This is a genomic window from Actinoplanes sp. NPDC048967, assembly GCF_040649415.1.
Lineage (GTDB): Bacteria > Actinomycetota > Actinomycetes > Mycobacteriales > Micromonosporaceae > Actinoplanes.
Genome location: NZ_JBEZFL010000005.1, coordinates 623,786 through 649,752, shown reverse-complemented (window position 1 = coordinate 649,752; position 25,967 = coordinate 623,786). Strand labels below are relative to the sequence as shown.

The following is a 25,967-nucleotide window of genomic DNA, read 5'->3' as shown; positions in this document are numbered from 1 at the left end:
GCACCTCCCCCGCTATGCGCAGAGCGCGGTATCCACCGCCTTCAGCACCTTGTCGGCCGATGCCTCGTCGACCGGCATCGAGGTCACGGCCACCGTCGCGGCGCGACCGTCCTCGGTGACGCCGCCGCGGGTCTCGTAACCCGGGATGTCACCGCCGTGACCCCAGGCCAGACCGCCGCAGCTGAGCGGGTAGCTCAGCAGGCCCAGGCCGTACCGGGCGCCGGGCCACATGTCCGCCGGGACGGTCCTGCGCATCTCCTTCAGCTGCGCGGCCGGCAGCAGGCGGCCGGCCAGCAGCGCGCCGAAGAACTTGTTCAGGTCGGTCGGGGTGGCGATCATCTGCCCGGCGGCCCAGCCCCAGGACGGGTCCAGCGTCGTGACGTCACGCGGCTTGCCCGCGGCGTCCGGGTGGTAACCGTGCGGGTGCCGTTCCCGGATGCCCTGCTCGCCGACGGCCGGGAAGTAGGTGTGCCGCAGGCCGGCCCGGCGGATCACCCGCTCGGTGAGCACCTCGGCCAGCGGGCGCCCGGTCACCTTCTGGATCAGCAGACCTGCCACCACGTAGTTGGTGTTGCTGTATGCCCACTTGGCCCCGGGCGCGAAGTCGGCCGGATGCGCCAGCGCGAGATCGAGCAGCTCACGCGGCTCCATGTAGGTGTGCTGCAGGGCGAACGAGCCGTCCGTGTCGAGGTGGTCCGTGTAGTTGGGCAGACCGCTGGTGTGCTGCAGCAGCTGCCGCACGGTGATGTGCCGGCCGTCGATCCCCTCGCCCCGCACCAGGCCCGGCAGGTAGGTGTCGATCGGCGAGTCCAGGGCGACCTTTTTCTCGGCCACGAGCTGCAGGACCGCCACGGCCACGAACGTCTTGGTGTTGCTGCCGATCCGGACCTGGCCGTCGGCCGGGACGCGAGCGCCGGTGCGCAGGTCACCGACTCCGGCGGTGAGATCACGGGTGCGGCCGTCGCGGCCCTGCACCGCGGCCAGCGCACCCGGGGCACCGCCGTGCCCGACGAGCTGCTGCAACTGGTCACGGACCGGATCACGTGGGGCGGCACTGACCGGCTGGGCGACGCCGGCGACCAGGGCGCCGGTGGTCAGGACGGCTGCTGCGAGATGACGCAGGGACATCGGTGAGAGCTCCTCGGCAGGGGTTGCTGGGACCCCTCAAGCCTTTCGGAGACGGCCCGCCGGGACGAGCCGGCCAGCCACCCAACCGAGGGTGGGGCCAGCCCCACCCCTACAGTGCGAGTTTCACCACGGCGGTCAGCACGAGCTGGGCCAGGGCCACCGGGACCAGCACCAGCCAGCACAGCCGCTGCAACTGGTCCTCGCGCAGCCGCGGATAGCTGACCCGCAGCCAGATGACCACGAAGGACACCGCGAACACCTTCACCAGCGTCCACAGCCAGCCGAAGTGGGCCGGGTCCGGGCCGTGCCAGCCGCCCAGGAACAGCACGGTGGTCAGGGCGGCGATGACGACGATGCCCACGTACTCGGCGAGCAGGAAGAACGCGAAACGCAGCCCGGAATACTCGGTCATGTAGCCGAAGACCAGCTCGGAGTCGGCGATCGGCATGTCGAACGGCGGCCGCCGGATCTCGGCCAGCCCGGAGACGAAGAAGACCAGCGCGGCCGGCGCCTGCCAGATCAACCACCACGGCGACCAGGCCTCGACGATGCCGGGCAGGCTCAGCGTGCCCGCGGCCATCGCGACACTCGCGGCCGACAGCACCAGCGGCAGCTCGTAACCGAGCAGCTGGGCCGCGCCACGCAGACCGCCGAGCAGGCTGTACTTGTTCGCCGACGCCCACGCCGACATCAGCACGGCGACCACACCGACGCCGAGGACGGCGAGAACGAAGAACAACCCGATGTCCATCGGCTGGGCGACCAGGCCGCCGGGTCCCAGCGGGATGGCCAGCAGGACGATGAGGTACGGGAACAGCGCCACGATCGGGGCCAGCTGGAACACCCGGCGGTCGGCGTCGCGCGGGGTGACGTCCTCCTTCTGCACGAACTTGACGCCGTCGGCGACGAGTTGCGCCCAGCCGTGGAAGCCGCCCGCGTACATCGGGCCCAGCCGGCTCTGCATGTGGGCCATGACCTTGTGTTCCATCTGGCCGACGATCAGCGGCACCACCAGGAACGCGGCGACCACGGCGACGACCCGGACTCCCAGATCGAGCCAGAGCGGCATCAGGTGTCCTTCCCGTCGCTGGACTCCGGCGCGGCCCCGGTCTCCGGCGGCGTGCCGGGGGTCTCCGGTGCGGTCCCGGTCTCCGGCGGCGTGCCGGGGGTCTCCGGTGCCGGCGTGGCATCCGCGGCGGCCTTCGCCGCGCCGGCCTGGTCGGCGGCCTCGGCTGCCTCGGCCTGGCCGGCACCGATCGTCTCAGCCGGTCCGGCTGCTGCCGGATCCACCGTGGGCGGTGCCGCATGTCCGGGCGCTGCCTGTCCGCCGGGTCCGGGCGGCGCCTGCTCCCCCGCCCCGGCCGGGACCGCTTGCGGGTCCGGTCCGGGCCGGGTCGCGTGCGAAGCCGTTCCCGGCTCGGCCGTTCGCGGACCGGTTCCCGGCGCGGCCGTTCGCGGACCGGTTCCCGACTCGGCCGTTCGCGGACCGGTTCCCGACTCGGCCGTTCGCGGGCCGGTTCCCGGAGCTGCCCCACGTTCCGGGCGGGCCGGACGATCTCCCGCCGGGCGGGCCGGACGATCTCCCGCCGGGCGGGCCGGACGATCTCCCGCCGGGCGGGCCGGACGATCTCCGCCGGGGACGGCTCCGCCCGCGCGCGCGGGCCGGTCGCCCGGGCCGCGCCGGGCCGGGGTCTCCGGCGGTGGGACCTTGCCCTTCATCGGACCCCACTCGTTCGGATCAGGTACGCCCGGCGGCCGCATCGGGGCCCGCTTGGCCGTGCCCGCCTCCGACTCCCCCGGCTCCTTCGCGCCCGGCCAGGCCTTGGCCACCCGGGACGCCAGCACGAACTCCTTGCGCAGCGGGTTGCCCTCGAAGCCCGGCGGCAGCAGCAGCGGCCGCAGGTCCGGGTGGCGGGTGAAGCTGATCCCGAACATCTCGTGGGTCTCCCGCTCGTGCCACGCCGCGCCCGGGAACAGGTCGATCACCGATTCGACCACCGGGTTGTCCCGGGTCACCCGGGCGCGCAGCAGCAGCCCGTGCTTGCGGCGGGTGGACCACAGGTGCGCGACGACGGTGAAGCCCTCGTCCAGTTCGTCGACCGCTGACAGCCAGTCGAAGAAGTCGCAGCCCAGCGCACCCGGGTCGCGGGCGGCGCCGACCGCGGTCCACCACAGCGCGGCCGGCACGTCGATCACGGCCCGCTCGTGGCCGGGGCCGCCACCGGAGACTCCGGCGACGATCGTGCCCTCGGCGGGGGCGTCGTCCGCGTCTGCCGTCAGCAGGGCGACCATCCGCTCGCCGACCTCTTCGGGGGTCATGCCGCACATCCTATGATCCGGCCCGGTTCCGTCCCCGGCCCGCGCCCGGAAAGCCGCGGCCGGCAGACAGACGCCGGGTGAGACACCGGCGGATCGACGGCGTCTCACCCGGCTGAGCTCAATGAGCTCGGTCAGTCCTGTCCGCCGCCGAAGAACGTCGCGTCCCCGAAGGTGAACACTCCGCCGTCCCGGGCGACCATCCAGTAGCCGGCGCCGGTGGTGGTCGAGGCGATGCCGACCATCGGCGCGTTCAGCGGCTTGCCGCCCATGCTGCCGTAGAACGGCGCGTCACCGAAGGCGAAGATGCCACCGTCAGCCGCCACCAGCCGGTAGCCCTTGCCGTTCGCGGTAGGCGCGATGCCGACCATCGGCGCGTTCAGCGGCTTGCCACCCATGCTGCCGTAGAACGGCGCGTCACCGAAGGCGAAGATGCCACCGTCAGCCGCCACCAGCCAGTAACCCTTGCCGGACGGGGTCGCCGCCAGGCCGACCACCGGGGCGTTCAGCGGCTTGCCGCCCATGCTGCCGTAGAACTGCGCATCACCGAACGCGAAGATCCCGCCGTCGCGGGCCACCGTCCAGTACCCGCGCCCGGTCGCCGTCGGCGTGATGCCGACCATCGCGGCGTTCAGCGGCTTGCCGCCCATGCTGCCGTAGAACTGCGCATCACCGAAGGCGAAGATGCCACCGTCCTTCGCGACGAGCCAGTAGCCCTTGCCGGACGGGGTCGCCGCGATACCGACCACCGGCGCGGCGAGTGGTTTGCCGCCCATGCTGCCGTAGAACTGGGCGTCACCGTACGAGAAGACGCCACCGTCCGCAGCCGCCAGCCAGTAGCCCTGCCCGGCGGCCGTCCGGGCGATCGCGACGTCCGGTGGTGCCGCCGCCGGGCCGCCGTTGCCCAGTCCGGCGAACGCATAGCTGATCGCCGCGCCGGCCGACACCCGGGAGTTGCGGGCCGTCGCCGGGGCGAAGGAGACCGACGAGCCGTTCTGCCGGATCTCGAAGTGCAGGTGGGCACCCGTGGTGCAAGTGCCCGTGTTGCCGGAGACCGCGATCTTCTGCCCCTGGCTGACCTGCTGGCCGACGCCGACCGAGAAGCTGCTCAGGTGCAGGTAACGGGACTGGTAACCGTAGGCGTGCGCGATATAAATGGTCTGCCCGCCGCAGGAGTCCTTGAAGGCGTTGGTGACCTTTCCGTCGTAGGTGGCATAAACCGGCGAGCCCGTCGGCGCGCCGATGTCGACGCCCTGATGGCTATGGCCGGCGCGCTTGTCACCGACAATTCCGGTAATCGGACCGGAGGTCGGCCAGTTCATGTGCGCATTGTCGGCCAGGGCCGGAGAGGCCACTGCGACCAGCATCGACGTGGCGAGAGCGGCGACGGTCGCAGCGGCCCGGGCCACGGTGGCGGGTCGTCGGGAAATGGTCGGCAAAACAAACTCCTCAAAGGCGCGCAAAATTCCCGTACACCGCAGAACCTTAATTGCGATTTGCGGTTTGGGGCAGCTCCTGAAAGAGCGACAGCCGTTGTGCGCGCCCGTGCCGACGAACGGAACAATGCGCATCACCGGCGGGCGGGCACCGCGCCCCGGACGGTCTAATCCTCTTGAGTGATCTTGGGAGTCGCCGGTCGCCCGGGGCAACGACCCTCGCCGATCTGTGGCAGGGTGCGCCGCAACCCCTCGCCCCGGTGGCACGTGTAGTGCCCGTGACAGCGCAGGCAATCACCCTGGGCGCCAGATCCCGACCGGAGACGCCAGCAGCCGTGCCCGACGACCCGCCGACCTTCGACGAGGTGTACGCCGTGCACTTCGGGGATCTCACTGTCCAGCTCTACGCCTATTTCGGGGACCGCCAGGAGGCGCAGGACGTCGTCCAGGAGGCCTTCTGCCGGGCCTACAGCCGGTGGAAGACGGTGAGCCGGTACGACGACCCGGTGGCCTGGATCCGGCGGGTCGCCTGGAATCTGGCCGTCAGCCGCTGGCGGCGTTCCCGTACGGCACTGAACTTCCTGCGTAAGCAGCGGCGCGACGAGGCCCAGCTCGAGGGGCCCGGCCCGGACCGGGTGGCGCTGGTCGCCGCCCTGGCCACGCTGCCGGCCACCCATCGGCGGGCCGTGGTGCTGCGGCACCTGGCCGACCTGAGCGTCGCCGAGATCGCCGACCGGGAGGGCGTCGCCGAGGGCACGGTCAAGTCCTGGCTGCACCGGGGCCGGGCCGCACTCGCCGTCCAGCTCGGCGCCGACTCCGCGGAGGTGCACGGTGGCTGAGAAGTTCGAGGACCTCTTCGCGGAGTTCCGCGCCGACACTGTCTGGCAGGTGCGGCCGCCCGGGGCTGATCGCGTACGCCGTACCGTGCGACGCCGCCGCACCGCCACCGCGGCCTTCGCCGGTGTCCTGCTGCTGGCGCTGAGCGGCACCGTGGCCCTGCTCGGTTTCCCGTCCCGGCCCACCACCCCCGCCAACCGTGACTCGCTGACGCAGGCCGAGCTGGACCGCCTCACCGGCGTGGCGGACCGGGCGGTGACGGCCGGCAATCCCGGGCCTGCCGTGTTCTCCCGCCGGGGACCGGTCGCCGGCATCATGTCCGCGACCCAGCAGATCTATCTGGGCGAGATCGATCTGCGGATCGCCTGCGCGGGCACCGGTTCGGTGACTTTGCTGGTCCGGGGCCGGCCCGGCAGCGAGAGCGGTTCGACCGCACCGGTGGAGGTGGCTCGGATCACCGCCCGGTGCTCGGCCGCTCCGGTGCCCGCGGGCACCACCTTCGTGCTGGGCCAGTTCATCGACATCACGGTCGAGCTGGTGGACGCCGAGAGCGCGCGCGGGCGGGCGGGCTTCGCCTACCGGGCCACCAGCGACACCGGCCGGCCCGCGGCCCGGAGCGAGGCGAACGATCCGAGCGGCGTACTGCCCCGGGACCCCCTGCCGCCGGGCTCGGGTGGGGGCGGCGGCGGCGAGGTGGGTGACCGGCGCCTCCACGTCGGCTGGGAGCCGCTGGACGGCGACTTCCGGCTGGCCGTGGCCTGCGCCGGCACCGGCACGTTGCGGATCCGGCTCCGGCAGGCCCGCAGCGCCGCCGATCCGGAGGGCACGGTGTTCGCGACGAAGACCTGGACGGCGCCGTGCCAGTATCCGCCCCGGCGGCAGGACCTCGTTGTCGGTGTCATCCGCAACCGGCAGGTCGATCTGTCGCTGAGCTACGAGAGCACGTCACCGGCGCCCGGGGACGCCGCGTACCAGTTCCTGCCGCGCTGATCAGAGACCGGGGAGGCGCCCGTTGCGGAACAGGTCGACGAAGTCCTGGTGGTCCTCGCGGGCCTGGTCGCCGTACTGGTGGGCGAAGTTGACCAGCAGCGTGAGGAAGCCCGCCTCGTCCTTGTCGACCGCGGCCACGATGGCCTCCTCGGTGGAGAAGTCGACCAGGTCGTGGCTGGACTCGTCGTCGGCCACCGAGTGCATCCGGGCCACCGCGCGGCCCAGGTCGGCGACGACACCGCTGAGCTCCTCGGACTCGTTCACGTCGGCCCAGTCCAGGTCGGCCGCGTACGGCGACACCTCGGCGACGAGCTGGCCGACGCCGTTGAGCTCGGTGTAGCCCAGCCACGGGTCGGCGTGCGCCTGCAGGGCCCGCTGCGACTCGGCCGTACGGTGTCCCTGGTGCCGGAAGTAGGACCGGACCCGTTCGTCGTCGATCCACCGGGCGACGGCCGGCACCTGGGCCTGCTTCATGTAGATGATGACGTCGTTCTCCAGCGCCTGGGTGTGCCCCTCCAGCAGCAGGTTGTACGACGGCAGGCCGGCCGAGCCGATGCCCACGCCCTTGCGCAGCTTGATGTCCTTGATCCCGGTGGAGATGCCGTGACCGTGCGAGGGCAGCGTGTCCAGGTAGTCGGAGAAGGCGGCCCGGACGGTGGCGGCGGTCGGCTCGTCCACCTCGTAGACGCCGTCGCCGAGGGAGAAGCGCCGCTCGTAGTCGTCGATCGTGGTCTGGCCGGCGAGCAGGTCGACCCGGGTGTTGAGCCGGGCCTCCTGGAGCACCCGGCGCAGCACCCCGTCGGCGTTGTCCAGGGTGATCGAGCCGATCGCGTCGTCACCACCGGCAGCGATCGCCCGCAGTTCGGTCAGGTAGCCCCGGGCGAACGTGCCGACCAGCTCGCCGATCACCTGGTCGGACAGGGCCTTGCTGTAGCCGATCAGGGCCACGCTGGCACAGAACCGCTTGAGGTCCCAGATGAACGGGCCGACGTACGCCTCGTCGAAGTCGTTGACGTTGAAGACGAGCTGGCCGGACGAGTTCATGTAGGTGCCGAAGTTCTCCGCGTGCAGGTCGCCGTGGATCCACACCCGGCTGGTCCGCTCGTCGAGGAACGCGTCGTCGCGGTAGGCACCGGTCTGGTCGGCGTAGAACAGCGAGGCGCTGCCCCGGTAGAACGCGAACGGCGATGCGGCCATCTTGCGGAACTTGCGCCGGAAGGCAGCCGGGTCCAGCGCCATCAGGTCGCCGAACTCCCTGGTCAATACGTCGATGATGAAGTCCGCCCGGGACTGCTCGCTCATGATGGGCAGACTAGCTGTATCCCACCATCAAACGGGGCGCTTGACCGACGGTGCCGTCAGTGAGCCGGCGTCGCGGGGGCGGGCCGGGGGCGGCCCCGGGATCAGCGGGTCGGGCCGTGACACCCCGCCGGGACCGGACTGCTCGGCGGCGATCTGCTCCTGCAGGCGCAGGATGCCGTGCAGCAGCGCCTCCGGCCGCGGCGGGCAGCCGGGCACGTAGACGTCGACCGGGATGAGCTGGTCGACGCCCTTGGTCACCGAGTACGAGTCCCAGTACGGCCCGCCGCAGTTGGAGCAGGAGCCGAACGAGATCACGTACTTGGGCTCGGGCATCTGGTCGTACAGCCGGCGGATCGCGGGGGCCATCTTGTCGGTGACCGTGCCGGAGACCACCATCAGGTCGGCCTGGCGCGGGCCGTGCGCGAACGGGATCACGCCGAGCCGCATGAAGTCGTGCCGGCCCATGCTGGCCGCGATGAACTCGATCGCGCAGCAGGCCAGACCGAAGTTGAAGACCCACAGCGAGTAGCGGCGACCCCAGTTCAGCACGAACTTGATGGGATCCCCGAGGACTCCTGGCAAGGCGGACACAGTCGTCAACCTACCCCTCACCACGCGGGACGCTGGAGCTGGCTCAGGAAGCCGGCCAGCAGAGCCTCACGCAGGGCGGGCGGGGCCACGTTCAGCAGCGAGTTGACGGCGGCCATGCTCCGGCCGATGTCCCCGCCCAGCCCGAGGCCGGCCGCCAGCCCCTCGATCAGCTCCGGCGTCACCATCTGCGGGGTCAGCGCGCCGGCGGCCTCGAGCAACGCGGGCGGCAGCTCGACCGGGCCGCGGGCGCGGGTCGCGGCCACCGCCGCGGCGAGGTCGGGCGCGAACTCGGCGACGGTCCCGGCGACCGCGGCGGTCACCGTGAGGTGGATGGTCGCGGGCAGCTCCGCGTACGCGAGCTGAGGCTGGGTGTGCCAGCCCCGCGCGGCCAGCTCGTCGGCGAGCACGAACAGATCGACGTCGGGCTCGGCGGCCAGGCACACGACGCTGGTCTCGGGCGGGGCGAACAGGCGTACGCCGGCAGTGGCCTCGACCGCGGCCGCGAGCACGGCGACCGCGTCCCGGGTGTGCCCGGCCAGCCGCAGGTAACCGTCGTCGCCGAGGTGCCGCAGCGTGGCCAGGGCCGCCGCGATCGGGCCGCCGGACCGGGTGGAGGAGATCACCGGGTTGATCATCGTGTAGCCGGGCCAGTCCGCGTACGCGAAGAACTGCGGCAGCCGCAGCGCCGCGTCCCGGTGCAGCAGCACGGAGACACCCTTGGGGGCGTACGCGTATTTGTGCAGATCGACCGAGATGCTGGTGACGCCGGGCACGGTGAAGTCGAAGGCCGGCAGGCCGGCGCCGAGCCGCCGCAGGTAGGGCAGCACCCAGCCGCCGAAGCAGGCGTCGACGTGGAACCGCACACCTCGCTCGGCGGCCAGGGCGGCGAGCTGGGCGATCGGGTCGACGACACCGTGCGCGTAGCTCGGCGCCGAGGCCGCCACCAGCACCGTCTCGGGACCGATCGCCGCCGCCATGGCGGCGGGGTCGGCACGCAGGTCCGGGCCGACCGGCACGACGTCGAGAGCGATCCGCAGGTAGTGCGCCGCCTTGGCGAACGCGGCGTGCGCGGTGGACGGGACCACCAGCCGCGGTCGCTCGATCTCCGGGTGCGCGTCCCGGGCCGCCTTCACGGCCAGGATCAGCGACTCGGTGCCGCCGCTCGTGACGCTGCCGACCACCTCCGGGGCATCCGTGCCGGGGCCGCCGCCGAGCAGCCGGCCGGCCGCCGCGACCAGTGCGTTCTCCATCGCCAGCAACGACGGGAAGGCGGTCGGGTCCAGGCCGTTGACGTGCGCGGAGATCGCGTACGCGGCCCGGGCCAGCTCGTCGAGCCCGTCGACGGCCGGGTCGAAGACATAGGCGAACAGCCGCCCACCGTGCGTGGGCAGGTCCGCGGCCCGCAACTCACGCAACTCGGCAAGCACCTGCTCACCCGGAACGCCGGTGCCCGGCAACGCCTCGATCATGGTCCCCAAGTTAGTCCTGGTAGCGGCGCAGCAGGGCGACCGCCGCCCCGACCAGCAGGGCGGGGACCACGGTGAAGCCCAGCAGGACGCCGAGGCGGGCCGTCGGATCCTGGGCCGCCGCCTCGCCGGTCGACGACGACGCGTAGCCGAACAGCTGGAGGACCAGCGCGTAGATCCCCGGACCCAGGGCCAGGCCCAGCGTCTCCCCCGCGGTCCACAACCCGGTGAACACCCCGGCCTGGCGGCGCCCGGTGCGTACGGTGTCGCGTTCGATCAGGTCGGGGAGCATCGCCAGGGCGAAGACCTGCTGGCCGGCGTACCCGCAGCCGATCAGGGCCACGACCAGGTAGATCACCGTCGCGGGCAGCGTGGGTGCGGCCAGCAGGACCAGGGCACCGATCGCGAAGAGCAGGGAGGCGGCGATCAGGCCGCGGAGTTTGCCGTGGCGGGCGCCGACGCAGCTCCACAGCGGCATGACCAGCAGCGCCGGGCCGACGAAGGCGGCGAACAGGAAGGTCGCGCCGGACTTCTGGCCGATGACGTGGTCGGCGAAGTACTGCACGCCGGCGAGCATCGTGCCGATGCCGGCCGCCTGGATCACGTAGCAGAGCAGCAGGGAGCGGAACGATGCGTTGGCCGCCGCGATCCGTAACTGGGCGCGGAGGCTCGGCTCCTGGTCGGCTGCGGTGCGGGACTCTGCTGTGCGCGTACCGAAAAAGGCACCCAGGGTGCCCACGACGATGAGCGCGCCGACGAACGCGCCGGACCATCGGTGGCCGCTCAGGCCGCCGCCGGCCAGGTCGACGACCAGCGGGGCCAGCGCGCCGGAGATCAGGATGGCCAGGGCCAGGACCGCGACCCGCCAGGTCATCAGGCGGGTGCGCTCGGCCCGGCCGGAGGTCAGCTCGGCCGGCATGGCGACGTAGGGCACCTGGAAGAACGCGAAGGCGGTGGCCGCGGCCAGGAAGGCGACCGCGACGTAGGCGCCCGCCGCGGCGCCGGCGGCGAACGGCCCGGCGAAGATGGCCGCGAACAGCACACCCAGCGCCAGGCCGGCGCCGAGCAGGAAGCCGCGCCGATCACCGCTGCGGTCGGAGATCCGGCCCGCGACCGGGTTCACCAGTACGTCCCAGGCCTTCGGCAGCAGCACCAGCAGTCCCGCGACGCCGGCCGCAACGCCGAGCGTGTCGGTCAGATAGGGCAGCAGGAGCAGGCCGGGCACTGTCCCGAAAGGTCCGGTCACCAGTGAGCCCAGCGAATATCCGGCGACGACGCGGCGGGAGAGCCGTACGTCGTGCGAGGGACCGGCGACCGTCATGGACGCGGATGGTAACCATCGGCGGGCCGCTGCGCCTACGCTTCGCCGAATGGAGATTTCCGCACCGCCGTCCCGGGTCGCCGCCGGGGTCGCCGCGAGCCATCCCGCGACGGCCCAGGCCGGCCTGCGGGTGCTGAGCGCCGGAGGTACGGCCGCCGATGCCGCCGTCGCCGCCGTGCTCGCCACCTGTGTCGCCGAGACGGTCTACACCGGGCTGGGCGGGGGCGGTTTCGCCACCTACTTCGACGCCGCCACCGGCGCGGTCACCTGCCTGGACTTCTTCGTCTCGGTGCCCGGCACGGACGGCGACCGGGTGGCCGGGCCGATGCTCGCGGTCGACGTGTTCTTCGGCGGGGTCCCGCAGGTGTACTCGATCGGCGGGGCCAGCGTGGCCGTGCCGGGTGTGCCGGTCGGCTGCGGCGAGGTGCACCGGCGCTGGGGCCGGCTGCCCTGGGCGGAACTGGTCGCGCCGGCGTTGGAGCTGGCCCGCGCCGGGGTCCCGCTGCCGGCCGCCCACTCCCGGACCCTCGAATCCTGCGCCCCGGCGCTGGCCCACGGCGAGGGTGCGGCCATCTACGCACCGCAGGGCAAGCTGCTGCAGGGCGGCGACCTGCTCTTCCACCCGGGACTGGCGACGGCGATGGCGGCACTCGCGGCCGAGGGGCCCGGACTGTTCCACACCGGTTCCTACGCGCCGCTGCTGGTCGAGACGGTCCGCGCGGCCGGCGGGGTGCTCGGCCCGCGCGACCTGGCCGGCTACCGGGTGCTGGAGACGCCGGTCGACCGGGCCACGCTCGCCGGGCACCAGGTCCGGGCCCGCCACGATCTCAACCGGACCGTCGACACCATCGCGGCTCTGCCCCGGGACCTGACCGTGCTGCCCCGGCCGGCCCGCGCGGCCGCGGTGGCCGCGGCCCTGCGTGACCGGGGCCGGCAGAAGATCGGTGACACCACCAACGTCTCGGTGGTCGACCGCGACGGCAACGCCTGCGTGATCACCACGACGATGGGGCTGGGCGCCGCGGTGTGGCTGCCCGGGCTGGGCGTCAACCTCAACTCCATGCTCGGCGAGGGCGAGCTGATCACCGAGGACCTCGGGCCTGGCGTACGGATGTCGTCCAACATGTGTCCGCTGGTGGTCATCGACGACGAGGGCGCGCTGGCTGTCGCGGCGGGCTCGGCGGGTGCCTCGCGGATCCGTACGGCGCTGGTCGACACGCTGCTCGGGGTGCTGGTCGACGGGGTGGACATGCCCACCGCGATCGCCCGGCCGCGTTTCCACGTCGTGGACGACACGGTCCACGCCGAGCCGGGCTACCCGCGCGACGAGCTGGCCGCGCTGGCCGTCGCGGGCTGGCGGATCAACGAATGGCCGGAGCTGAACCACTACTTCGGCGGCGTCACAGCGGTGGGTGTCGGCGGTGCGGCCGGCGACCCCCGCCGCGACGGCGTCGGGTTGCTGCTGTAGCAGCAGCGCGATTACGACGTTGTCGGGTCCAGCAAGTCGATCGCTATGCCGTTGGCTTGCAGTTGCTTCCTCGCCTCGGCCGCGACCCTTGCCACGTCCTCTTGACGGACAGTTGTGACCCCCAGATCGCCGAAGACCCTCTCGGCCTCAGTAAAGGCATCCTCCTGGACCGTCGTCATCGGCGGGGCGAACACGACATCTACCGGCACCCCTACCGGGATCTCAGCCGGGTTCTCGTCCGAGGTGCGACCTCCATACCTCTGGAGTCGCTCCACAGTGAAACCCCAGGACTTGACATCCTTGGCAACCTCAGTCAAAGACTGGATCTGAAAAGACCAGGTATGTGCCAACTGGACAGCCACCCCGTTGCCCACGACGAAATCCATCGGAGCATACAAACCGTCGGTCGAGACCACCGATTTTTCTCTGATCAGATCTGCGCGAATATTGGCCCGCCGGTAACTTGTCCGCAACTCCGAGAAGAGACGGAGCCGCGTGGCATAACCGCGAGAGAGCCCACCCACGACATTGCTGTCATCAGTGATCACCTGCGAGAACACGAATTCCAGCGCTTCCTCCGCAGAGTCGGCTATGACAGGCGCCGGAACACTCAGCTGAACGACGTTTCTCTGCCGGCTCTGAAGGTCACTGAGCCAGGTCTCGGAGATGTCGTCACTCTGCATCAAAGCGAAGGTGTCCAGCTTGCTGCCGATGTCATTCATGAACGCGTCAACCGCGTTCAGGCTCTCCAGCGGGCCGAACAGACGGGCACGCCGAGGGTTGCCCGCTCGACGGAGACTCCAGTCCCCCGTCTCGTCGCTGCCGGCAATCGCCCCGATGTTGACGAACTCGCCTGTCGCAGGGTTGGGCACATACCTGACCACGCTGTACACGAACCTCATGACACACCCCCTCCCATGGTCAGAGTAGTTCCCGCAGCCGTGACGCAACGGCCCCCGCACGACGCTCCAGGAACCAGCCTAAGGTCTCCAGCTGCGAGTCTGAGACCGGCCAGGCCTGCGGCACTCTTCGAAGAATTCCCAGGAGCGCCGCCTTGTCGACCTTATCGATCTCGTCAGCGACGGACCAGAGATCGCTCTGCGCCAAGCCTTCGGCTGATTGCATCAGTGGCCGGGGCCGATCGACGTACGCACGAAGAGCGTCGACGTCCCACCCCCAGCCGCTGGGTGGCAGAAAAAATCCATGATCATGGCTGTAGATACTGTTCTGATTCGTTGTTGAATGCAGCCACTGCTGGTCAGACCCCCAACAGAGATCATGCAACGCAAAGATTCCCGCGTGACGCACCCTGTTGTCATCGTCATTGCGGTACTTCAGGTTGGGACGTTCTTCGATCGCGGCCTCGACTTCGACCGTGCCGTGACCGAAACCGGCCTTCAGCGTCTTTCCGCGGGCAAATTCCCAGCCGGTGAAGACATCGGGAATCTCGACCACGGAGTTTTCGCACGTCGGCGCACCTATCAAAGCGCCTACTCGGCCCACGACGAACTCCGTCACCAGGCCTCGATCCGGGTCTCCTTGATGCGGCGGCTTGACCCACCAGCGGCGACCGTCCATGCCCAAAGCCAGGAACGAGCCGGCAAGGCCATGCTCAGAAGGCCGAAGCACCAACCGAATTCCCACTGCATCCGGCGGTTCGCGATTACCCGTCACGAGCCCAGACCAACTCGACTCCCGCAGGGGACTTGTCATGGGTACATGGTGCCAGCTCCCGCCGGCGCGTCGCCAAACGATTGTGAGCCGGCGCCCACACGATGCGCTCACATCGTGCGGGCCAGGGTGGCCTCCGAGTGGGCCGCGACCTCGGCCAGCGACACGTCCAGGTCGGTGGCGGTCAGGCCGAAGGTGCGCTCGGTCAGGGAGCTGTCCATGATGAACGGTGCGTAGAACTGGTAGTCCATCTCGGCCAGCTCGCGGGCCATCGGCACCGCCAGGCCCGCGGTGCGCATCACGAAGCGGGGCAGCTGCCGGATCGCGACGGGCTTGGTGCCGGTCAGCGTGAAGTAGCGGCCGGCCAGCGCGCGGGCGCTGATCGCCGGGACGGACGGCACGTGCCACGCCCGGCCGTACGCCCGGTCGTCGGCGGCCAGCGCCACCAGGGCCCGGGCCATGTCACCGGTGTAGGTGAAGGTGTGCGGCGCGTCGATGTCGCCCGGCATCCATGCCGCCCGGCCCTTGGCGATCGCCGGCAGCAGCACCTGAGAGAAGATCGACGACGCCCCGGCCCCGATGTAGTCGGACCCGCGGACCTCAACCGTGCGGATCCCGGCAGCCAGGGCGTCCTGCCACATCTTGATCCGCACGCGGCCCTTGCGGCCGGTCGCGGCGAGCGGGCTGTTCTCGGTCATCCGGCCGCCGGGGACCGGGCCGTAGACGTACAGGTTGCCGGTGATGGCGAGGACCGCGCCGGTGCGCTGGGCGGCGGTCAGCATGGCTCCGGCCAGCGGCGGCCAGAGCGCCTCCCACTGGGTGTACTTCGGGTTGGCGCAGTTGTAGAGGGCAACCGCGTCGCGGGTGAGCTCGGTGAGCCGGTCCGCGTCGGTGGCGTCGGCGGCGATCCGCTCGATCAGCGGATGGGTAGGGCCGGTGCCGCTGCGGGTGACGACGTGTACGGACTCGCCGCGCTCGGCGAGCAGGCGGGCCACCGAGGAGCCGACCGGGCCGGAACCGACGATCACGTGCTTCGACATTGCGATCTCCTTTGTGAGCACTGCTCTCTGTTGAGAACAACAATCTCACCCGCCTCCCGTTTTGGCAAGAGCAGTGCTCTCTTTTGTGGCAGACTTGCCGGCATGACCGCCGCATCGATCCGGGCCCGCGTACGCGCCGAGATGACCGACGAGATCAAGGCCGTGGCCCGGCGCCACCTCGCCACCGACGGCGCGAACCTGTCGCTGCGCGCGGTCGCCCGGGACCTGGGCATGGCCTCGTCCGCGGTCTACCGCTACTTCGCCAGCCGGGACGAGCTGCTCACGGCCATGATCATCGACGCGTACGACGCCCTGGGGGCCACTGCCGAGGCTTCGGTGAGCGGCAGCGGCTTCACCGACCGGTTCCTGAGCGTCGGCCACTCGGTCCGCGACTGGGCGCTGGCCCATCCGCACGAGTGGGCGCTGATCTACGGCAGTCCGGTGCCGGGCTACCAGGCGCCCCGGGACACGGTCGCCCCGGCCATCCGGGTCATCCTGGTGATCGGCCGGATCGTGGGCGACGCGTCCGCCGCGGGCGAGGCCGCGGCCGGCGAGCCGATCACCGGCAAGCTCGGCGACGAGCTGGCGTACGTGGCCGAGCAGGCCGCCCCGGGCACCCCGCCGCAACTGGTCGCCCGGGCCATCGGAGCCTGGATCCACCTCTGCGGCGCGGTCAGCGCGGAGCTCTTCGGGCAGCTCAACAACACCATCGACGCGCGTCGCGAGTTCTTCGAGCTCCAGATGCGCGGCGCCGCGGCCACGATCAGCCGTCCGGTCTAACGCCGCCGGGCGTGGATCACGTGGCCACCCGGGGTGTCCGGCGGCACGTCGGGACGGCCGAACCAGCGGGCCGCCAGCTGGGCCGGCCCCAGGTCCTCCAGCTCGTCGAAGCCGAGCCCACGCAGCTCGGCGGCCAGCTCGTCCGGCAGGAAGTACGTCCGCCAGGGCTCACCGATGCTCGCCACCCGGGCCGCGCGCGCCTCAAGGGCGGCCTGCCGCTCGGGTGACATCGACGAGGGCGGCATCGCGTAGTCGAACACCACCTGCGACCTCGGCGTGGCCGCGATCAGCGACAGCGTCTCGTCGAAGCCCGCCCGGCTCAGATACGGCACGACGCCCAGCCACAGGAAGAACGCCGCCTCCTCCGGGACGAGCCGGTCCGCGAGCGACTCCCGTTCGAAGTCCACCGGCAGGTACGTCAGCGACTCCGGCACCGTGATGCCCGCCGCGGCCAGCCGTTCCCGCTTGAACGCCTGGGTGTCCGGGTGGTCGACCTCGACGACCCGCAGCTCCGGCCACGGATTGCGGTACGCGAACGTGTCCAGCCCCGCGCCCAGCACGACCACCTGACGGGTGCCGTCCCGCACCGCCGCGGCCAGGGCGTCCTCGGCGAACCGGGTGCGGGCGGCGATGAACAGGCGCATCGCCCGGCGGCCCGGTGCCTCCTCGGCGTCCGGCGGCACCCCGAGGATGCGTACGGCCAGCGGGTCGGTGAAGATCCCGCCGCCCTCGATGAGCTGGTGGGCCGCCCGGTAACGGGCCGCGCTGAACGCGGTGCGGCTCGGCTGTCCGGTCTCCATCAGGGCGTCCAGCTCGCTCGGGCCATGTCCACGTACTCCCCCTTCAGCGGCACGCCCTCGCTGAGCAGCCGTTGCCGTGCCTCCTGCTCGTGCCCGGGCGGCATCCGGCCGGAGCTGGTGACGACCCGGTGCCAGGGCACGCCGCCGCCGTGCCGGGCCATGATCGTGCCGACCTGCCGCGCCGAGTTGCGGCCCGAGATGTCCGCCAGCGCGTCCGCGACAGCCCCGTAGGACATGACGTGACCCTCCGGGATGCTCTCCACGAGCCGGAGGACCTCTTCGACGTACTCCTGCGGTGTCACCGACGCCACGATATGGGATCTCCGCTCGGTGCCGCAGGGCCCGACGCGCAGAATGGGCGGGTGCGGGAACAGGTGACGGGTGCGCGACGGATCGTGGTCAAGGTGGGCTCGTCCTCGCTGACCACGGCGGCCGGCGGGATAGACGAGCAGCGGGTGGACGCCCTCGTCGATGCCATCGGCGGTCTCGCCGCGCAGGGCCGGGAAATGGTGCTGGTCTCCAGCGGCGCCATCGCCGCCGGCCTGGCCCCGCTGAAACTGCGCCGGCGTCCGCGCGACCTGGCCACCCAGCAGGCCGCGGCGTCCGTGGGCCAAGGGCTGCTGATCGGACGGTACGCGGCCGGCTTCGCCCGGCACGGGCTGACCGTGGGGCAGATCCTGCTCACTGTCGACGACGTCACCCGGCGCGCCCACTACCGCAACGCGTACCGCACCCTCCGCAAGCTGCTCGACCTCGGCGCCCTGCCGATCGTCAACGAGAACGACACGGTGGCCACCGAGGAGATCCGCTTCGGTGACAACGACCGGCTCGCCGCCCTGGTGGCCGCCCTGGTCCAGGCCGATCTGCTGGTGCTGCTCTCCGACGTGGACGCGCTCTACACCGGTGACCCGGCGTCGCCGGCCGCCCGCCGCATCACGGTGGTCCGCAACGAGACCGACCTGGCCGACGTCTCGGTCGGCACGGCCGGCCGGTCCGGCGTCGGCACGGGCGGGATGGTGACCAAGGTCGAGGCGGCCCGGATCGCCACCGGCTTCGGCATCCCGGTGGTGCTGACCGCCGCGCCGCTGGCCGCCGCCGCGCTGTCCGGCGACGAGGCGGGCACGCTGTTCCACGCGGTCGAGCACCGCCCGGCGGCCCGGCTGTTCTGGCTGGCCCACGCCACGTCGCCGCGCGGGCGCCTGCACCTGGACCCGGGCGCGGTGACCGCGGTCGTGGCCCGGCGCAAGTCGCTGCTGCCGGCCGGGATCACCGCGGTGGACGGTTCCTTCGTCTCCGGCGATCCGGTGGACCTGGTGGACGCGGGCTCCGGCACGTCGGTCGCCCGCGGCCTGGTCAACTACGACGCGGTCGAGCTGCCGGCGCTGCTGGGCCGGTCGACCCCGGAGCTGGCCGCCGCGCTGGGCCCCGGCTACGAACGCGAGGTCGTCCACCGCGACGACCTCGTGCTGCTGTGAGCGACGCGCGGGGGCATGACTTAGCGGGCCCGACAGGGCAGGATTGAGCGGTCGCCGGCCGTCACGGCGCAACGAACGAGGAGTCTTCATGACTGTGCTTCAGCAGGCCGCCGAGGCCCGGGTGGCCGGCATCGAGCTGGCCGCCGCCACCCGCGCCGAGAAGGACGCCGCGCTGCTGCTGATGGCGGACCGGCTGGTCGAGCGCACCGAGGACATCGTCGCCGCCAACGCGGTGGACGTGCAGAACGCCCGTACCGGTGGGCTGTCCGAGGCCATGATCGACCGGCTGACGCTGACCGCCGAGCGGATCGCCGCGATGGCCGACGGCCTGCGGCAGCTGGCCGCCCTGCCCGACCCGGTCGGCGACGTGGTGCGCGGCTCGACCCTGGCCAACGGCCTGGAGCTGCGCCAGGTCCGGGTGCCGTTCGGCGTGGTCGGCATCATCTACGAGGGCCGGCCCAACGTGACGGCGGACGCCGCGGGCATCTGCCTGAAGTCCGGCAACGCGGTGCTGCTGCGCGGTTCCGGCTCGGCGCAGAGCTCGAACGCGGCGATCGTCTCGGTGCTGCGCAAGGCCGTCGCCGACGCGCACCTGCCGGCCAACACCATCCAGCTGCTGGACGCCACGACCCGCGACTCGGTCAAGGAACTGATGCGCGCCCGCGGCCTGGTCGACGTGCTGATCCCGCGCGGCGGCGCCTCGCTGATCAAGACCGTGGTCGAGGAGTCGACGGTCCCGGTGATCGAGACCGGCGTCGGCAACTGCCACGTGTACGTCGATGAGGGAGCGGACCTGGAGAAGGCCCTCGGCGTGGTGCTCAACTCGAAGACCCAGCGGCTGTCCACCTGCAACACGGCGGAGTCGCTGCTGGTGCACTCCGCGCTGGCCGAGTCGTTCCTGCCGCTGGTGATCGAGGAGCTGGTGGCGGCCGGCGTGACCGTGCACGGCGACCCCCGGGTGGCCGGCTTCGAGGGCGTGGTGCCGGCGACGCCGGAGGACTGGGGCAAGGAATACCTGTCGGCCGACATCGCCGTCGCGGTGGTCGACTCCCTGGACGACGCGCTGGACCACATCCGCCGCTACGGCACCGGCCACACCGAGGCGATCGTGACCGAGAGCCTGGTGGCGGCCCGGCGCTTCGCGGCCCGGGTGGACGCGGCCGCCGTGATGATCAACGCTTCGACCCGCTTCACCGACGGCGGCGAGTTCGGCTTCGGCGCGGAGATCGGCATCAGCACCCAGAAGCTGCACGCCCGCGGCCCGATGGGCCTGCCCGAGCTGACCTCGACCAAGTACATCGTCACGGGCAACGGCCACACCCGCTGACAACGGAGCTCAGTGCCGGGCGGGAGTCCACGTCCGGCAGGCGCGGATGGCGGTCAGCGTGGTGTTCACGTCGAACAGCGGCCCTTCGTCGCTGTCCCAGCCGCCGTCCGTGCGCTGGGTCTCGCTCAGCCGCTTGCGGGCGCTCTGCAGCAACCAGTCGTCACAGAGATTGACCCGGCGCAGGGCGGCCGCCATGTTCGCCGCGTCCGCCGGGGACATGTCGGGCAGCCGGTCGCCGAGCACCAGCTGCACCCGGGCCGACTCGTAGAAGAACTGCTGCTCGTGCAGCAGCCCGGCGGCGTGCCAGCCGGTCGCCAGGAAGGAGGGCCAGGTGCCGTCCGGGCGCAGCTGGGCGACCACGAACCGGGCGGCGGCCTGCAGCGTCTCCGCATACCGGGCCGGCGCCTCGTGGTGCGGGTGGGCCTCGACCTCGGCGACGGTGAGCCAGAAGCCGGCCACCGCCGTCAGGTAAAGGGTCGCCTCCGGATCACCGGGCATCGCCCAGGCCGGCGCCTCGGCGGCCAGGGACTCGTCCTCCTGCCAGGTGCCGTCCCGCCGCTGCACGGAGGCCAGCCAGGCCAGCGCGCGCTCGACCGGGGGACCGTGCAGCCCGCCGAGATCGTCGAGCTCGGCCAGGCGGAAACAGGTGGCATCGACCGAGGGCACGGAACCGTCCCCGGCCGCGGGCCAGCCACCCGCCGGGGTCTGCTCGATCTCGATCCGTTCCAGCGCCGAGGCCGGCGGCGGCGTACCCGTACGCAGGTAGGACAACCGGGCCCGTTCCACCGGGTCGCCGTGCGCTACGACGTATCCGATCGCCGCATCGATGTCGACCACGACGGTGACGCTACAGCTCGGCCCCCCGTTCCGCTGCGGTGTCTCGGTAACTGTCTAATAGGTCCGCTCCGTCCGCCTTGGTCACGTCCGATCGACGCAGAGTGACTGTCGGGAGGAAGAGATGCAGAAGCCGATCCGGTTTCCGTGACACGCCGTATACAGAGCGACGGCCGCCGACCCCGAAAGGGATCGACGGCCGTCACGCTGACGGATGACTCAGTAGGACGGGAGAGACGGGTCCACGGTGTTGACCCAGGACACGATGCCGCCCTGGACGTGCACGGCGTCCTTGAACCCGGCCGCCTTCAACGCGGCGAGCGCCTCGGCCGAGCGGACACCCGACTTGCAGTGCAGCACGATCTGCCGGTCCTGCGGGAAGCGCGCCAGCGCCTCACCGGACAGGATGTCGCCCTTGGGGATCAGGGTCGCCCCCGGGATGCTGACGATCTCGTACTCGGCGGGCTCGCGGACGTCGACCAGGAACATGTCCTTGCCGGAGTCCTGCCATTCCTTGAGCTCGCGCGCCGTGATCGTCGCGTTGAGGGTGGCCTCCTGCGCCTCCTCGGAGACCGCGCCACAGAAGTCGTCGTAGTCCTCGAGCAGGTCGGTGACCGTCGGGTTCTCACCGCAGAGCGCGCAGTTCGGGTCCTTGCGCACCTTGATCTTGCGGTATTCCATCTCCAGGGCGTCGTAGACCATCAGCCTGCCGACCAGCGGCTCACCGATGCCGGTGATCAGCTTGATCGCCTCGTTGACCTGGATGGAACCGATCGACGCGCAGAGCACGCCCAGCACGCCACCCTCGGCGCAGGACGGGACCATGCCGGGCGGAGGCGGCTCCGGGTAGAGGCAGCGGTAGCAGGGACCGTGCTCCTCCCAGAACACCGACGCCTGACCGTCGAAGCGGTAGATCGAACCCCAGACGTACGGCTTGCCGAGCAGGACCGCCGCGTCGTTGACCATGTAGCGGGTCGCGAAGTTGTCGGTGCCGTCGACGATCAGGTCGTACTGGCTGAAGATCTCCTTGACGTTGTCGCGGTCCAGCGCGGTGTTGTGAATGATCACGTTCACCAGCGGGTTGATCTCCCGGATGCTGTCCGCGGCGGACTCGGCCTTGGGCCGGCCCACGTCGGAGACGCCGTGGATGATCTGGCGCTGGAGATTGGACTCGTCGACGGTGTCGAAGTCGATGATGCCGAGCGTGCCCACCCCGGCGGCGGCCAGGTAGAGCAGGGCGGGAGAGCCGAGACCGCCCGCGCCGACGGCCAGGACCTTGGCGTTCTTCAGCCGCTTCTGCCCGTCCATCCCGACGTCGGGGATGATCAGGTGACGCGAGTAACGGCGGATCTCGTCGATGCTCAGCTCGGCGGCCGGCTCGACGAGCGGGGGCAGTGACACGGTGAACTCCCCGGGATCGACGGTGTGTGGACCCCATTGTTGCTCGTCGGCCGCCGGATCGGACATGACGTGGAACACCGGCCCGACATGCGGGACAGGGGAATGCGGGATCAGTCGGCGGGGTTACCGGCGTACCGTTCGCCGTCCACGTACGGCCAGGGGTTGGCGACGCACCCCTTGAGCCCGTAGGTCTGCTGCATCATGACCGGCGCGAGCTCACCCTCGCCGGGACAGAGCTCATGACCGTGGCCCAGCTGGTGGCCGACCTCATGGTTGATCGCGTACGCCCGGTACGCCGCCAGCGGTGCGCCGTAACCGGGCACCGCGGCCTGCCAGCGGTCGTTGTTGATGACCACCTGACCGGGCAGCCGGCACGACGTGAAGCCCTCGGTACGCAGACCGCCGTCGGCGCACATCTTCTCGGAGGTGGCGGCCGAGGCCAGGTAGACGGTGAACTCGGCGGCGGCCGGGGCGGGCACTCGCTGCAGCCGGAACTGCCGCCCGGCGATCCAGCTCCGCGGATCACCCAATATCCGATCGATCTCCTCGGCGAAGTTCCCGCCGTCGCCGGAGGCGAGCCGCTTCTCCACCGCCACCTTGAACCGCCGCAGGGTCCCCGAGCGGCCGAGCACGGGCCCATAGCCACCGGCGAAGGCGAACCTGGCCGCGGCCGGCCGGCTCGGCGCCTGGTCGGCGGCGTCGGGCGGCTTCTCAGCACGCGCGGGCGTGGTCACCGCGGCGGCGACCGGCTCCGGCCGGCCGGCGGCCGGCGATGATGGGGCGGGGGCCGGCACAGCACCGGCGTCGGCGGTCTCGTCACGCACGGCCTGACCTATCACGAGGACGATGACGGTGAGCAGCAGGAAGAACAGGACCACGGCACGGCGGCGGCGCGCCAGCATCCTGGCGGCCGGCGTGGAGTAGCGAGGCGCGATGGGCATGACAGGTGCCACGTTGCCAGAGGCAGTAGCCCGTCACAGGCGTTTGGCGTGACTCCTCAGAGGGACGGGCCCACGAAACGGTGACCGTTGCGGCGGGGCCACGCGTACGGCACACACCCCCGTACGGTCAGGGTCTGTTGCACCATGACCGGCGCCGGACCGCCGCGCTTCGGGCAGCCCTCGTGGCTGTGGCCCAGCTCGTGGCCGGTCTCGTGATTGATCACGTACTGCCGGTAGACCGTGATCGGCACCTTCGCGTCGCGGTACGGCTTGGCCGACAGCCGCCAGCGGTCCAGGTTGATGATCACGCGCCCGGTGGACCGGCACGACGTGTACGGCCGCCCGTTCACCGTGACATTGACCCCGCCGATCCGGCACATCCGCCCAGCGGTGTCGCGGGTGGCCAGGAAGACCGTGAAAGTCGCCTTCTCACTGCCGGACACCCGTTGCAGCCGCAGCCGGCCGTCCCCGATCCAGCTGCGCCGGTCCCCCAGCGTCGCCTCCACCTGCGCCGCGAAGGCCGCCACGTCCTCGTTGCTGCCCCGCTCGACCGCGACCCGGAAGCGCCGCAACTCGCCCTTGGTGCCCAGCACCCGGCCCCGCCCGGTCGCGTACGTGAACTTGCCCGTGCCCCTGGTCGGCACCGCGCCGGACAGCGCGAGAAGATCCTGCGGCACTGCCGCCGAGGTCGCCGAGACGGAAGGTGCCGGCGCGACCGGTGACGAGACGACAGCCGAGGGCGGCGGAGCCGGCGGGGCCACGGTGGGAGGCGGCGGATCGGACGGCCGCACCAGCCAGGCCACTCCGAGCAGAACCACGATCACCAGGGCCACGAGCCACCAGCGGCGCCGGCGTGCACCCCGTCCGGCGGCCGCTACGGGGAGGCGTGACTCGATTATCGTGAGCCAGCGTGCCACACCCCACCGGCGCTGTCCGCCCGGCCGTTGCTCCGGGCGACCTTGCTCACGCCGGGGGCGCCACCCGGCGCGCGCCGCCCCAGCCGACCGGCGAGCCGACGTCCGCGAGCATGCCCACCACAGCCCGCGCGACCAGGCGCGGAACCTCCATCTGGGCGACGTGGCCGACGCCCGGCAGCACCAGCAGCCGGCTGTCGGGGATCGCCTTGGCCACCTGCGCCGGCACCCGCGGGTCGACCAGCTCGTCCTTGAGGCCGCCGATCACCAGGGTGGGCGCGGTGATCCGCGCGGCCAGCCGCCACTGCGAATTCACCCCCGGCAGGTACGCCCGCAGGAAGCTCGACACCAGCCCGCGCAACGTCCCGAGATAAGCCTTCGAATAGTGCTCGACCGTGTAGCGGAGCTTGATCTCCTCGATGGCCTCCGCGCGGCGCTGCGGGCTCACCTTCGTGGTGTCGCCGAAGCAGGCGAGCAGCACCTGCTGGGCCATCTGCTCCGGGGTCAGGCGGGCCATCCCCCAGGCCAGGAGGCGGTCAGCGCGTGGCAGCGCGAGCAGCGGCAGCACCGGGCCCTGAGCCGTGCGCCGGGGGTCGAGGAAGGGCATGGCCGGGGAGATCAGCGTCAGGGTCCGGATCAGGTCGGGGCGCAGGGCGGCCACGCGTACGCAGATGGAGCCGCCGAGCGAGTTGCCGATCAGGTGGACCGGGCCGCGTCCGGCGTACTCCAGGTAGCCGATCAGCTTGTCGGCGAACGCCGCGATGGAGTAGCGCGGGCTGGGATCGCTGTAGCCGAAGCCGGGCAGGTCCACGGCCTGGCCGTCGAGCCGGTCGGCGAGCAGACCGGCGAAATCGGTCCAGTTCTGCGAGGAGCCGCCCAGGCCGTGCACGTAGACGGCGGGCTCGGCCTCCGGCGTGGTGCCCGGGGTGTCCCGGACATGCAGCATCGCCCCGTCGATCATGACCCGCCGGGCCGGCCACGGTGGCGGCACGGCACCGTCCGGAGGCAGGACGTCGTCGCCGGCGAGGATCGCACCCTTCATCAGGACAACAGTGCCTCAAGACGACGGTTGACCGCATTGAGTGTGGCGCGCACCATGGCGTGCCGATCGTCACCGGTGATCACCGCGGAGCCGGAGAGCTGCTCGACCCAGCCCCCGACCGACAGCAGCATGACCACCACGGCGACCTGCATCGAACCGAACGGCACGGCCGCGGCGTGCTCGACGAAACACTTCGCCGGGCCGTCCGCGTGGTCGGAGGTGGTGAGCAGCTCATCGACGGCCCGGGCGGTGGCCAGCGCGCACAGCCGCAGCAGGTAGCCGTCGACGGCGGGCCCGGTGGCCTCACCGGCGGCGATCTGGCCGTTGACGGTGAGCCGCACCTCGACGGTGGCCTCGGTGCCGAACGTGTTGACCCGGACGTTCTCGATCATCACCCGCGGGCCGGGGCGCTCCCCGATGTCCAGGGGGCGGGGTGGGGCGGGCTCGACGCTGGTCGGGGCCTCGCTGAGGGTCGGGCGTTCGTCGGAGCCCGGCCGGTCGTCCGGGGCCTGCCGTGTTCCGGTGCCTTGGCGGGTGCTCGGGCCTTGGCGCCCGCCCAGGCCTTGCCGGTCACTCACGCCTTGCCGGTCACTCACGCCCTGACGGGCGCTCGGGCCCCGGTCGTCCTGGCCTCGGTCGCCCAGGCCTTGGCGGTCGCTCATGCCCGACCGCTCGCTCGTGGCCTGCCGCTCTTCGGCATCCTGCCGCTCGCTCGGGCGAGTCAGCTCATCAGCCGCCCGCCGCTCACCGGGCCGTGACAGCTCATCAGAACCCCGCCGCTCACCAGGACGAGTCAGCTCATCAGCCGCCCGCCGCTCACCGGGCCGTGACAGCTCATCAGAGCCCCGCCGCTCGCCGGGGCGGGTCAGCTCATCAGCCGCCCGCCG

General features: G+C 71.6%; 24 protein-coding genes and 1 pseudogene. 6 read left to right on the top strand and 19 right to left on the bottom strand.

What is annotated here, in order from left to right; translation table 11 throughout:
• Positions 1–12: 12 nt before the first annotated feature.
• The 4 genes from AB0C12_RS24795 to AB0C12_RS24780 form a co-directional block, all read right to left on the bottom strand.
• Positions 13–1,128, bottom strand: a complete 1,116-nt coding sequence (locus tag AB0C12_RS24795) for a serine hydrolase domain-containing protein (protein ID WP_360551706.1) — start codon at positions 1,126–1,128, stop codon at positions 13–15.
• Positions 1,129–1,237: 109 nt separating this feature from the next.
• Complete coding sequence (nuoH, locus tag AB0C12_RS24790) at positions 1,238–2,197, bottom strand: NADH-quinone oxidoreductase subunit NuoH (protein WP_360551704.1); 960 nt, start codon at positions 2,195–2,197, stop codon at positions 1,238–1,240.
• Positions 2,197–3,447, bottom strand: a complete 1,251-nt coding sequence (locus AB0C12_RS24785; protein ID WP_360551702.1) for an NADH-quinone oxidoreductase subunit C — start codon at positions 3,445–3,447, stop codon at positions 2,197–2,199. The genes nuoH and AB0C12_RS24785 overlap by 1 nt, the downstream gene beginning before the upstream one ends.
• 131 nt (positions 3,448–3,578) lie before the next feature.
• Positions 3,579–4,883: a peptidoglycan DD-metalloendopeptidase family protein gene (locus tag AB0C12_RS24780; protein ID WP_360551700.1), complete on the bottom strand. Its 1,305-nt coding sequence runs from the start codon at positions 4,881–4,883 to the stop codon at positions 3,579–3,581.
• A 332-nt stretch (positions 4,884–5,215) separates the two neighbouring features.
• Between AB0C12_RS24780 and AB0C12_RS24775 the strand changes: the two genes are divergently transcribed.
• Together AB0C12_RS24775 and AB0C12_RS24770 are read left to right on the top strand one after the other, a co-directional pair.
• Positions 5,216–5,719, top strand: a complete 504-nt coding sequence (locus AB0C12_RS24775) for a SigE family RNA polymerase sigma factor (RefSeq protein WP_360551979.1) — start codon at positions 5,216–5,218, stop codon at positions 5,717–5,719.
• On the top strand, positions 5,712–6,707 hold the full coding sequence (locus AB0C12_RS24770) for a hypothetical protein (protein WP_360551698.1): 996 nt from the start codon (positions 5,712–5,714) through the stop codon (positions 6,705–6,707). The genes AB0C12_RS24775 and AB0C12_RS24770 overlap by 8 nt, the downstream gene beginning before the upstream one ends.
• Here AB0C12_RS24770 and AB0C12_RS24765 read toward each other — a convergent pair whose 3' ends face one another.
• From AB0C12_RS24765 to AB0C12_RS24750, 4 genes are read right to left on the bottom strand one after another with little or no spacing between them, the layout of a single operon-like run.
• Entirely contained in the window at positions 6,708–8,009 is a 1,302-nt protein-coding gene (locus AB0C12_RS24765) for a DUF2252 domain-containing protein (protein ID WP_360551696.1), read from the bottom strand. It lies immediately after the preceding gene.
• A gap of 27 nt (positions 8,010–8,036) precedes the next feature.
• On the bottom strand, positions 8,037–8,600 hold the full coding sequence (locus AB0C12_RS24760) for an NADH-quinone oxidoreductase subunit B family protein (RefSeq protein ID WP_360551694.1): 564 nt from the start codon (positions 8,598–8,600) through the stop codon (positions 8,037–8,039).
• Between the two features lie 17 nt (positions 8,601–8,617).
• The gene (locus tag AB0C12_RS24755; protein ID WP_360551692.1) at positions 8,618–10,069 is read right to left on the bottom strand and encodes an aminotransferase class V-fold PLP-dependent enzyme; all 1,452 of its coding nucleotides are present in this window, start codon (positions 10,067–10,069) and stop codon (positions 8,618–8,620) included.
• A gap of 10 nt (positions 10,070–10,079) precedes the next feature.
• Positions 10,080–11,387, bottom strand: a complete 1,308-nt coding sequence (locus tag AB0C12_RS24750) for an MFS transporter (protein ID WP_360551690.1) — start codon at positions 11,385–11,387, stop codon at positions 10,080–10,082.
• A gap of 49 nt (positions 11,388–11,436) precedes the next feature.
• Here AB0C12_RS24750 and AB0C12_RS24745 point away from each other — a divergent pair, with 49 nt between their 5' ends.
• Complete coding sequence (locus tag AB0C12_RS24745) at positions 11,437–12,855, top strand: gamma-glutamyltransferase (RefSeq protein ID WP_360551688.1); 1,419 nt, start codon at positions 11,437–11,439, stop codon at positions 12,853–12,855.
• Between the two features lie 11 nt (positions 12,856–12,866).
• Here the strand turns inward: AB0C12_RS24745 and AB0C12_RS24740 are convergent, their stop codons facing one another.
• From AB0C12_RS24740 to AB0C12_RS24730, 3 genes are all read right to left on the bottom strand, one after another.
• On the bottom strand, positions 12,867–13,757 hold the full coding sequence (locus AB0C12_RS24740; protein WP_360551686.1) for a DUF3037 domain-containing protein: 891 nt from the start codon (positions 13,755–13,757) through the stop codon (positions 12,867–12,869).
• 19 nt (positions 13,758–13,776) lie between these two features.
• Positions 13,777–14,568 (bottom strand): HipA family kinase, encoded by a 792-nt coding sequence (locus AB0C12_RS24735; RefSeq protein ID WP_360551684.1) that lies wholly within the window; start codon positions 14,566–14,568, stop codon positions 13,777–13,779.
• A gap of 68 nt (positions 14,569–14,636) precedes the next feature.
• On the bottom strand, positions 14,637–15,566 hold the full coding sequence (locus AB0C12_RS24730) for an NAD-dependent epimerase/dehydratase family protein (RefSeq protein WP_360551682.1): 930 nt from the start codon (positions 15,564–15,566) through the stop codon (positions 14,637–14,639).
• 102 nt (positions 15,567–15,668) lie between these two features.
• On the opposite strand from AB0C12_RS24730, the gene AB0C12_RS24725 reads away from it, so the two are divergent.
• The gene (locus AB0C12_RS24725; RefSeq protein ID WP_360551680.1) at positions 15,669–16,346 is read left to right on the top strand and encodes a TetR/AcrR family transcriptional regulator; all 678 of its coding nucleotides are present in this window, start codon (positions 15,669–15,671) and stop codon (positions 16,344–16,346) included.
• Here AB0C12_RS24725 and AB0C12_RS24720 read toward each other — a convergent pair.
• Positions 16,343–17,146 (bottom strand): SAM-dependent methyltransferase, encoded by an 804-nt coding sequence (locus tag AB0C12_RS24720; protein WP_360551678.1) that lies wholly within the window; start codon positions 17,144–17,146, stop codon positions 16,343–16,345. The genes AB0C12_RS24725 and AB0C12_RS24720 overlap by 4 nt on opposite strands.
• Positions 17,146–17,448, bottom strand: coding sequence for an MGMT family protein (locus tag AB0C12_RS24715; RefSeq protein ID WP_360551676.1), 303 nt, complete (start codon positions 17,446–17,448; stop codon positions 17,146–17,148). The genes AB0C12_RS24720 and AB0C12_RS24715 overlap by 1 nt, the downstream gene beginning before the upstream one ends.
• Positions 17,449–17,508: 60 nt before the next feature.
• Here AB0C12_RS24715 and proB point away from each other — a divergent pair, with 60 nt between their 5' ends.
• Positions 17,509–18,621, top strand: a complete 1,113-nt coding sequence (proB, locus tag AB0C12_RS24710) for a glutamate 5-kinase (RefSeq protein WP_360551674.1) — start codon at positions 17,509–17,511, stop codon at positions 18,619–18,621.
• A gap of 88 nt (positions 18,622–18,709) precedes the next feature.
• On the top strand, positions 18,710–19,948 hold the full coding sequence (locus tag AB0C12_RS24705; RefSeq protein WP_360551672.1) for a glutamate-5-semialdehyde dehydrogenase: 1,239 nt from the start codon (positions 18,710–18,712) through the stop codon (positions 19,946–19,948).
• A gap of 9 nt (positions 19,949–19,957) precedes the next feature.
• On the opposite strand, the gene AB0C12_RS24700 is transcribed toward AB0C12_RS24705, so the two are convergent.
• From AB0C12_RS24700 to AB0C12_RS24675, 6 genes and pseudogenes are all read right to left on the bottom strand, one after another.
• Positions 19,958–20,785, bottom strand: a complete 828-nt coding sequence (locus tag AB0C12_RS24700; RefSeq protein ID WP_360551670.1) for a prenyltransferase/squalene oxidase repeat-containing protein — start codon at positions 20,783–20,785, stop codon at positions 19,958–19,960.
• A gap of 216 nt (positions 20,786–21,001) precedes the next feature.
• The gene (gene moeZ, locus AB0C12_RS24695) at positions 21,002–22,183 is read right to left on the bottom strand and encodes an adenylyltransferase/sulfurtransferase MoeZ (RefSeq protein ID WP_360551977.1); all 1,182 of its coding nucleotides are present in this window, start codon (positions 22,181–22,183) and stop codon (positions 21,002–21,004) included.
• Between the two features lie 110 nt (positions 22,184–22,293).
• A complete protein-coding gene (locus tag AB0C12_RS24690; protein ID WP_360551668.1) occupies positions 22,294–23,124 on the bottom strand; it encodes a DUF3152 domain-containing protein in 831 nt (276 codons plus the stop codon).
• Positions 23,125–23,180: 56 nt separating this feature from the next.
• Complete coding sequence (locus AB0C12_RS24685; protein WP_360551666.1) at positions 23,181–23,957, bottom strand: DUF3152 domain-containing protein; 777 nt, start codon at positions 23,955–23,957, stop codon at positions 23,181–23,183.
• Between the two features lie 130 nt (positions 23,958–24,087).
• Complete coding sequence (locus AB0C12_RS24680; RefSeq protein WP_360551664.1) at positions 24,088–25,080, bottom strand: alpha/beta hydrolase; 993 nt, start codon at positions 25,078–25,080, stop codon at positions 24,088–24,090.
• A pseudogene (locus AB0C12_RS24675) lies at positions 25,080–25,535 on the bottom strand (Daple); the annotation flags it as partial. The gene AB0C12_RS24680 and the pseudogene AB0C12_RS24675, both read right to left, overlap by 1 nt.
• Between the last annotated feature and the right edge of the window lie 432 nt (positions 25,536–25,967).

Coding starts and splice junctions, on each gene's coding strand:
- AB0C12_RS24725 (WP_360551680.1), top strand. CDS start 15,669: ATGACCGCCGCATCGATCCGGGCCCGCGTACGCGCCGAGATGACCGAC.
- AB0C12_RS24765 (WP_360551696.1), bottom strand. CDS start 8,009: ATGAGCGAGCAGTCCCGGGCGGACTTCATCATCGACGTATTGACCAGG.
- AB0C12_RS24735 (WP_360551684.1), bottom strand. CDS start 14,568: ATGACAAGTCCCCTGCGGGAGTCGAGTTGGTCTGGGCTCGTGACGGGT.
- AB0C12_RS24745 (WP_360551688.1), top strand. CDS start 11,437: ATGGAGATTTCCGCACCGCCGTCCCGGGTCGCCGCCGGGGTCGCCGCG.
- AB0C12_RS24680 (WP_360551664.1), bottom strand. CDS start 25,080: ATGAAGGGTGCGATCCTCGCCGGCGACGACGTCCTGCCTCCGGACGGT.
- AB0C12_RS24795 (WP_360551706.1), bottom strand. CDS start 1,128: ATGTCCCTGCGTCATCTCGCAGCAGCCGTCCTGACCACCGGCGCCCTG.
- nuoH (WP_360551704.1), bottom strand. CDS start 2,197: ATGCCGCTCTGGCTCGATCTGGGAGTCCGGGTCGTCGCCGTGGTCGCC.
- AB0C12_RS24740 (WP_360551686.1), bottom strand. CDS start 13,757: ATGAGGTTCGTGTACAGCGTGGTCAGGTATGTGCCCAACCCTGCGACA.
- AB0C12_RS24690 (WP_360551668.1), bottom strand. CDS start 23,124: ATGCCCATCGCGCCTCGCTACTCCACGCCGGCCGCCAGGATGCTGGCG.
- AB0C12_RS24755 (WP_360551692.1), bottom strand. CDS start 10,069: ATGATCGAGGCGTTGCCGGGCACCGGCGTTCCGGGTGAGCAGGTGCTT.
- AB0C12_RS24750 (WP_360551690.1), bottom strand. CDS start 11,387: ATGACGGTCGCCGGTCCCTCGCACGACGTACGGCTCTCCCGCCGCGTC.
- AB0C12_RS24720 (WP_360551678.1), bottom strand. CDS start 17,146: ATGGAGACCGGACAGCCGAGCCGCACCGCGTTCAGCGCGGCCCGTTAC.
- AB0C12_RS24730 (WP_360551682.1), bottom strand. CDS start 15,566: ATGTCGAAGCACGTGATCGTCGGTTCCGGCCCGGTCGGCTCCTCGGTG.
- AB0C12_RS24705 (WP_360551672.1), top strand. CDS start 18,710: ATGACTGTGCTTCAGCAGGCCGCCGAGGCCCGGGTGGCCGGCATCGAG.
- AB0C12_RS24785 (WP_360551702.1), bottom strand. CDS start 3,447: ATGACCCCCGAAGAGGTCGGCGAGCGGATGGTCGCCCTGCTGACGGCA.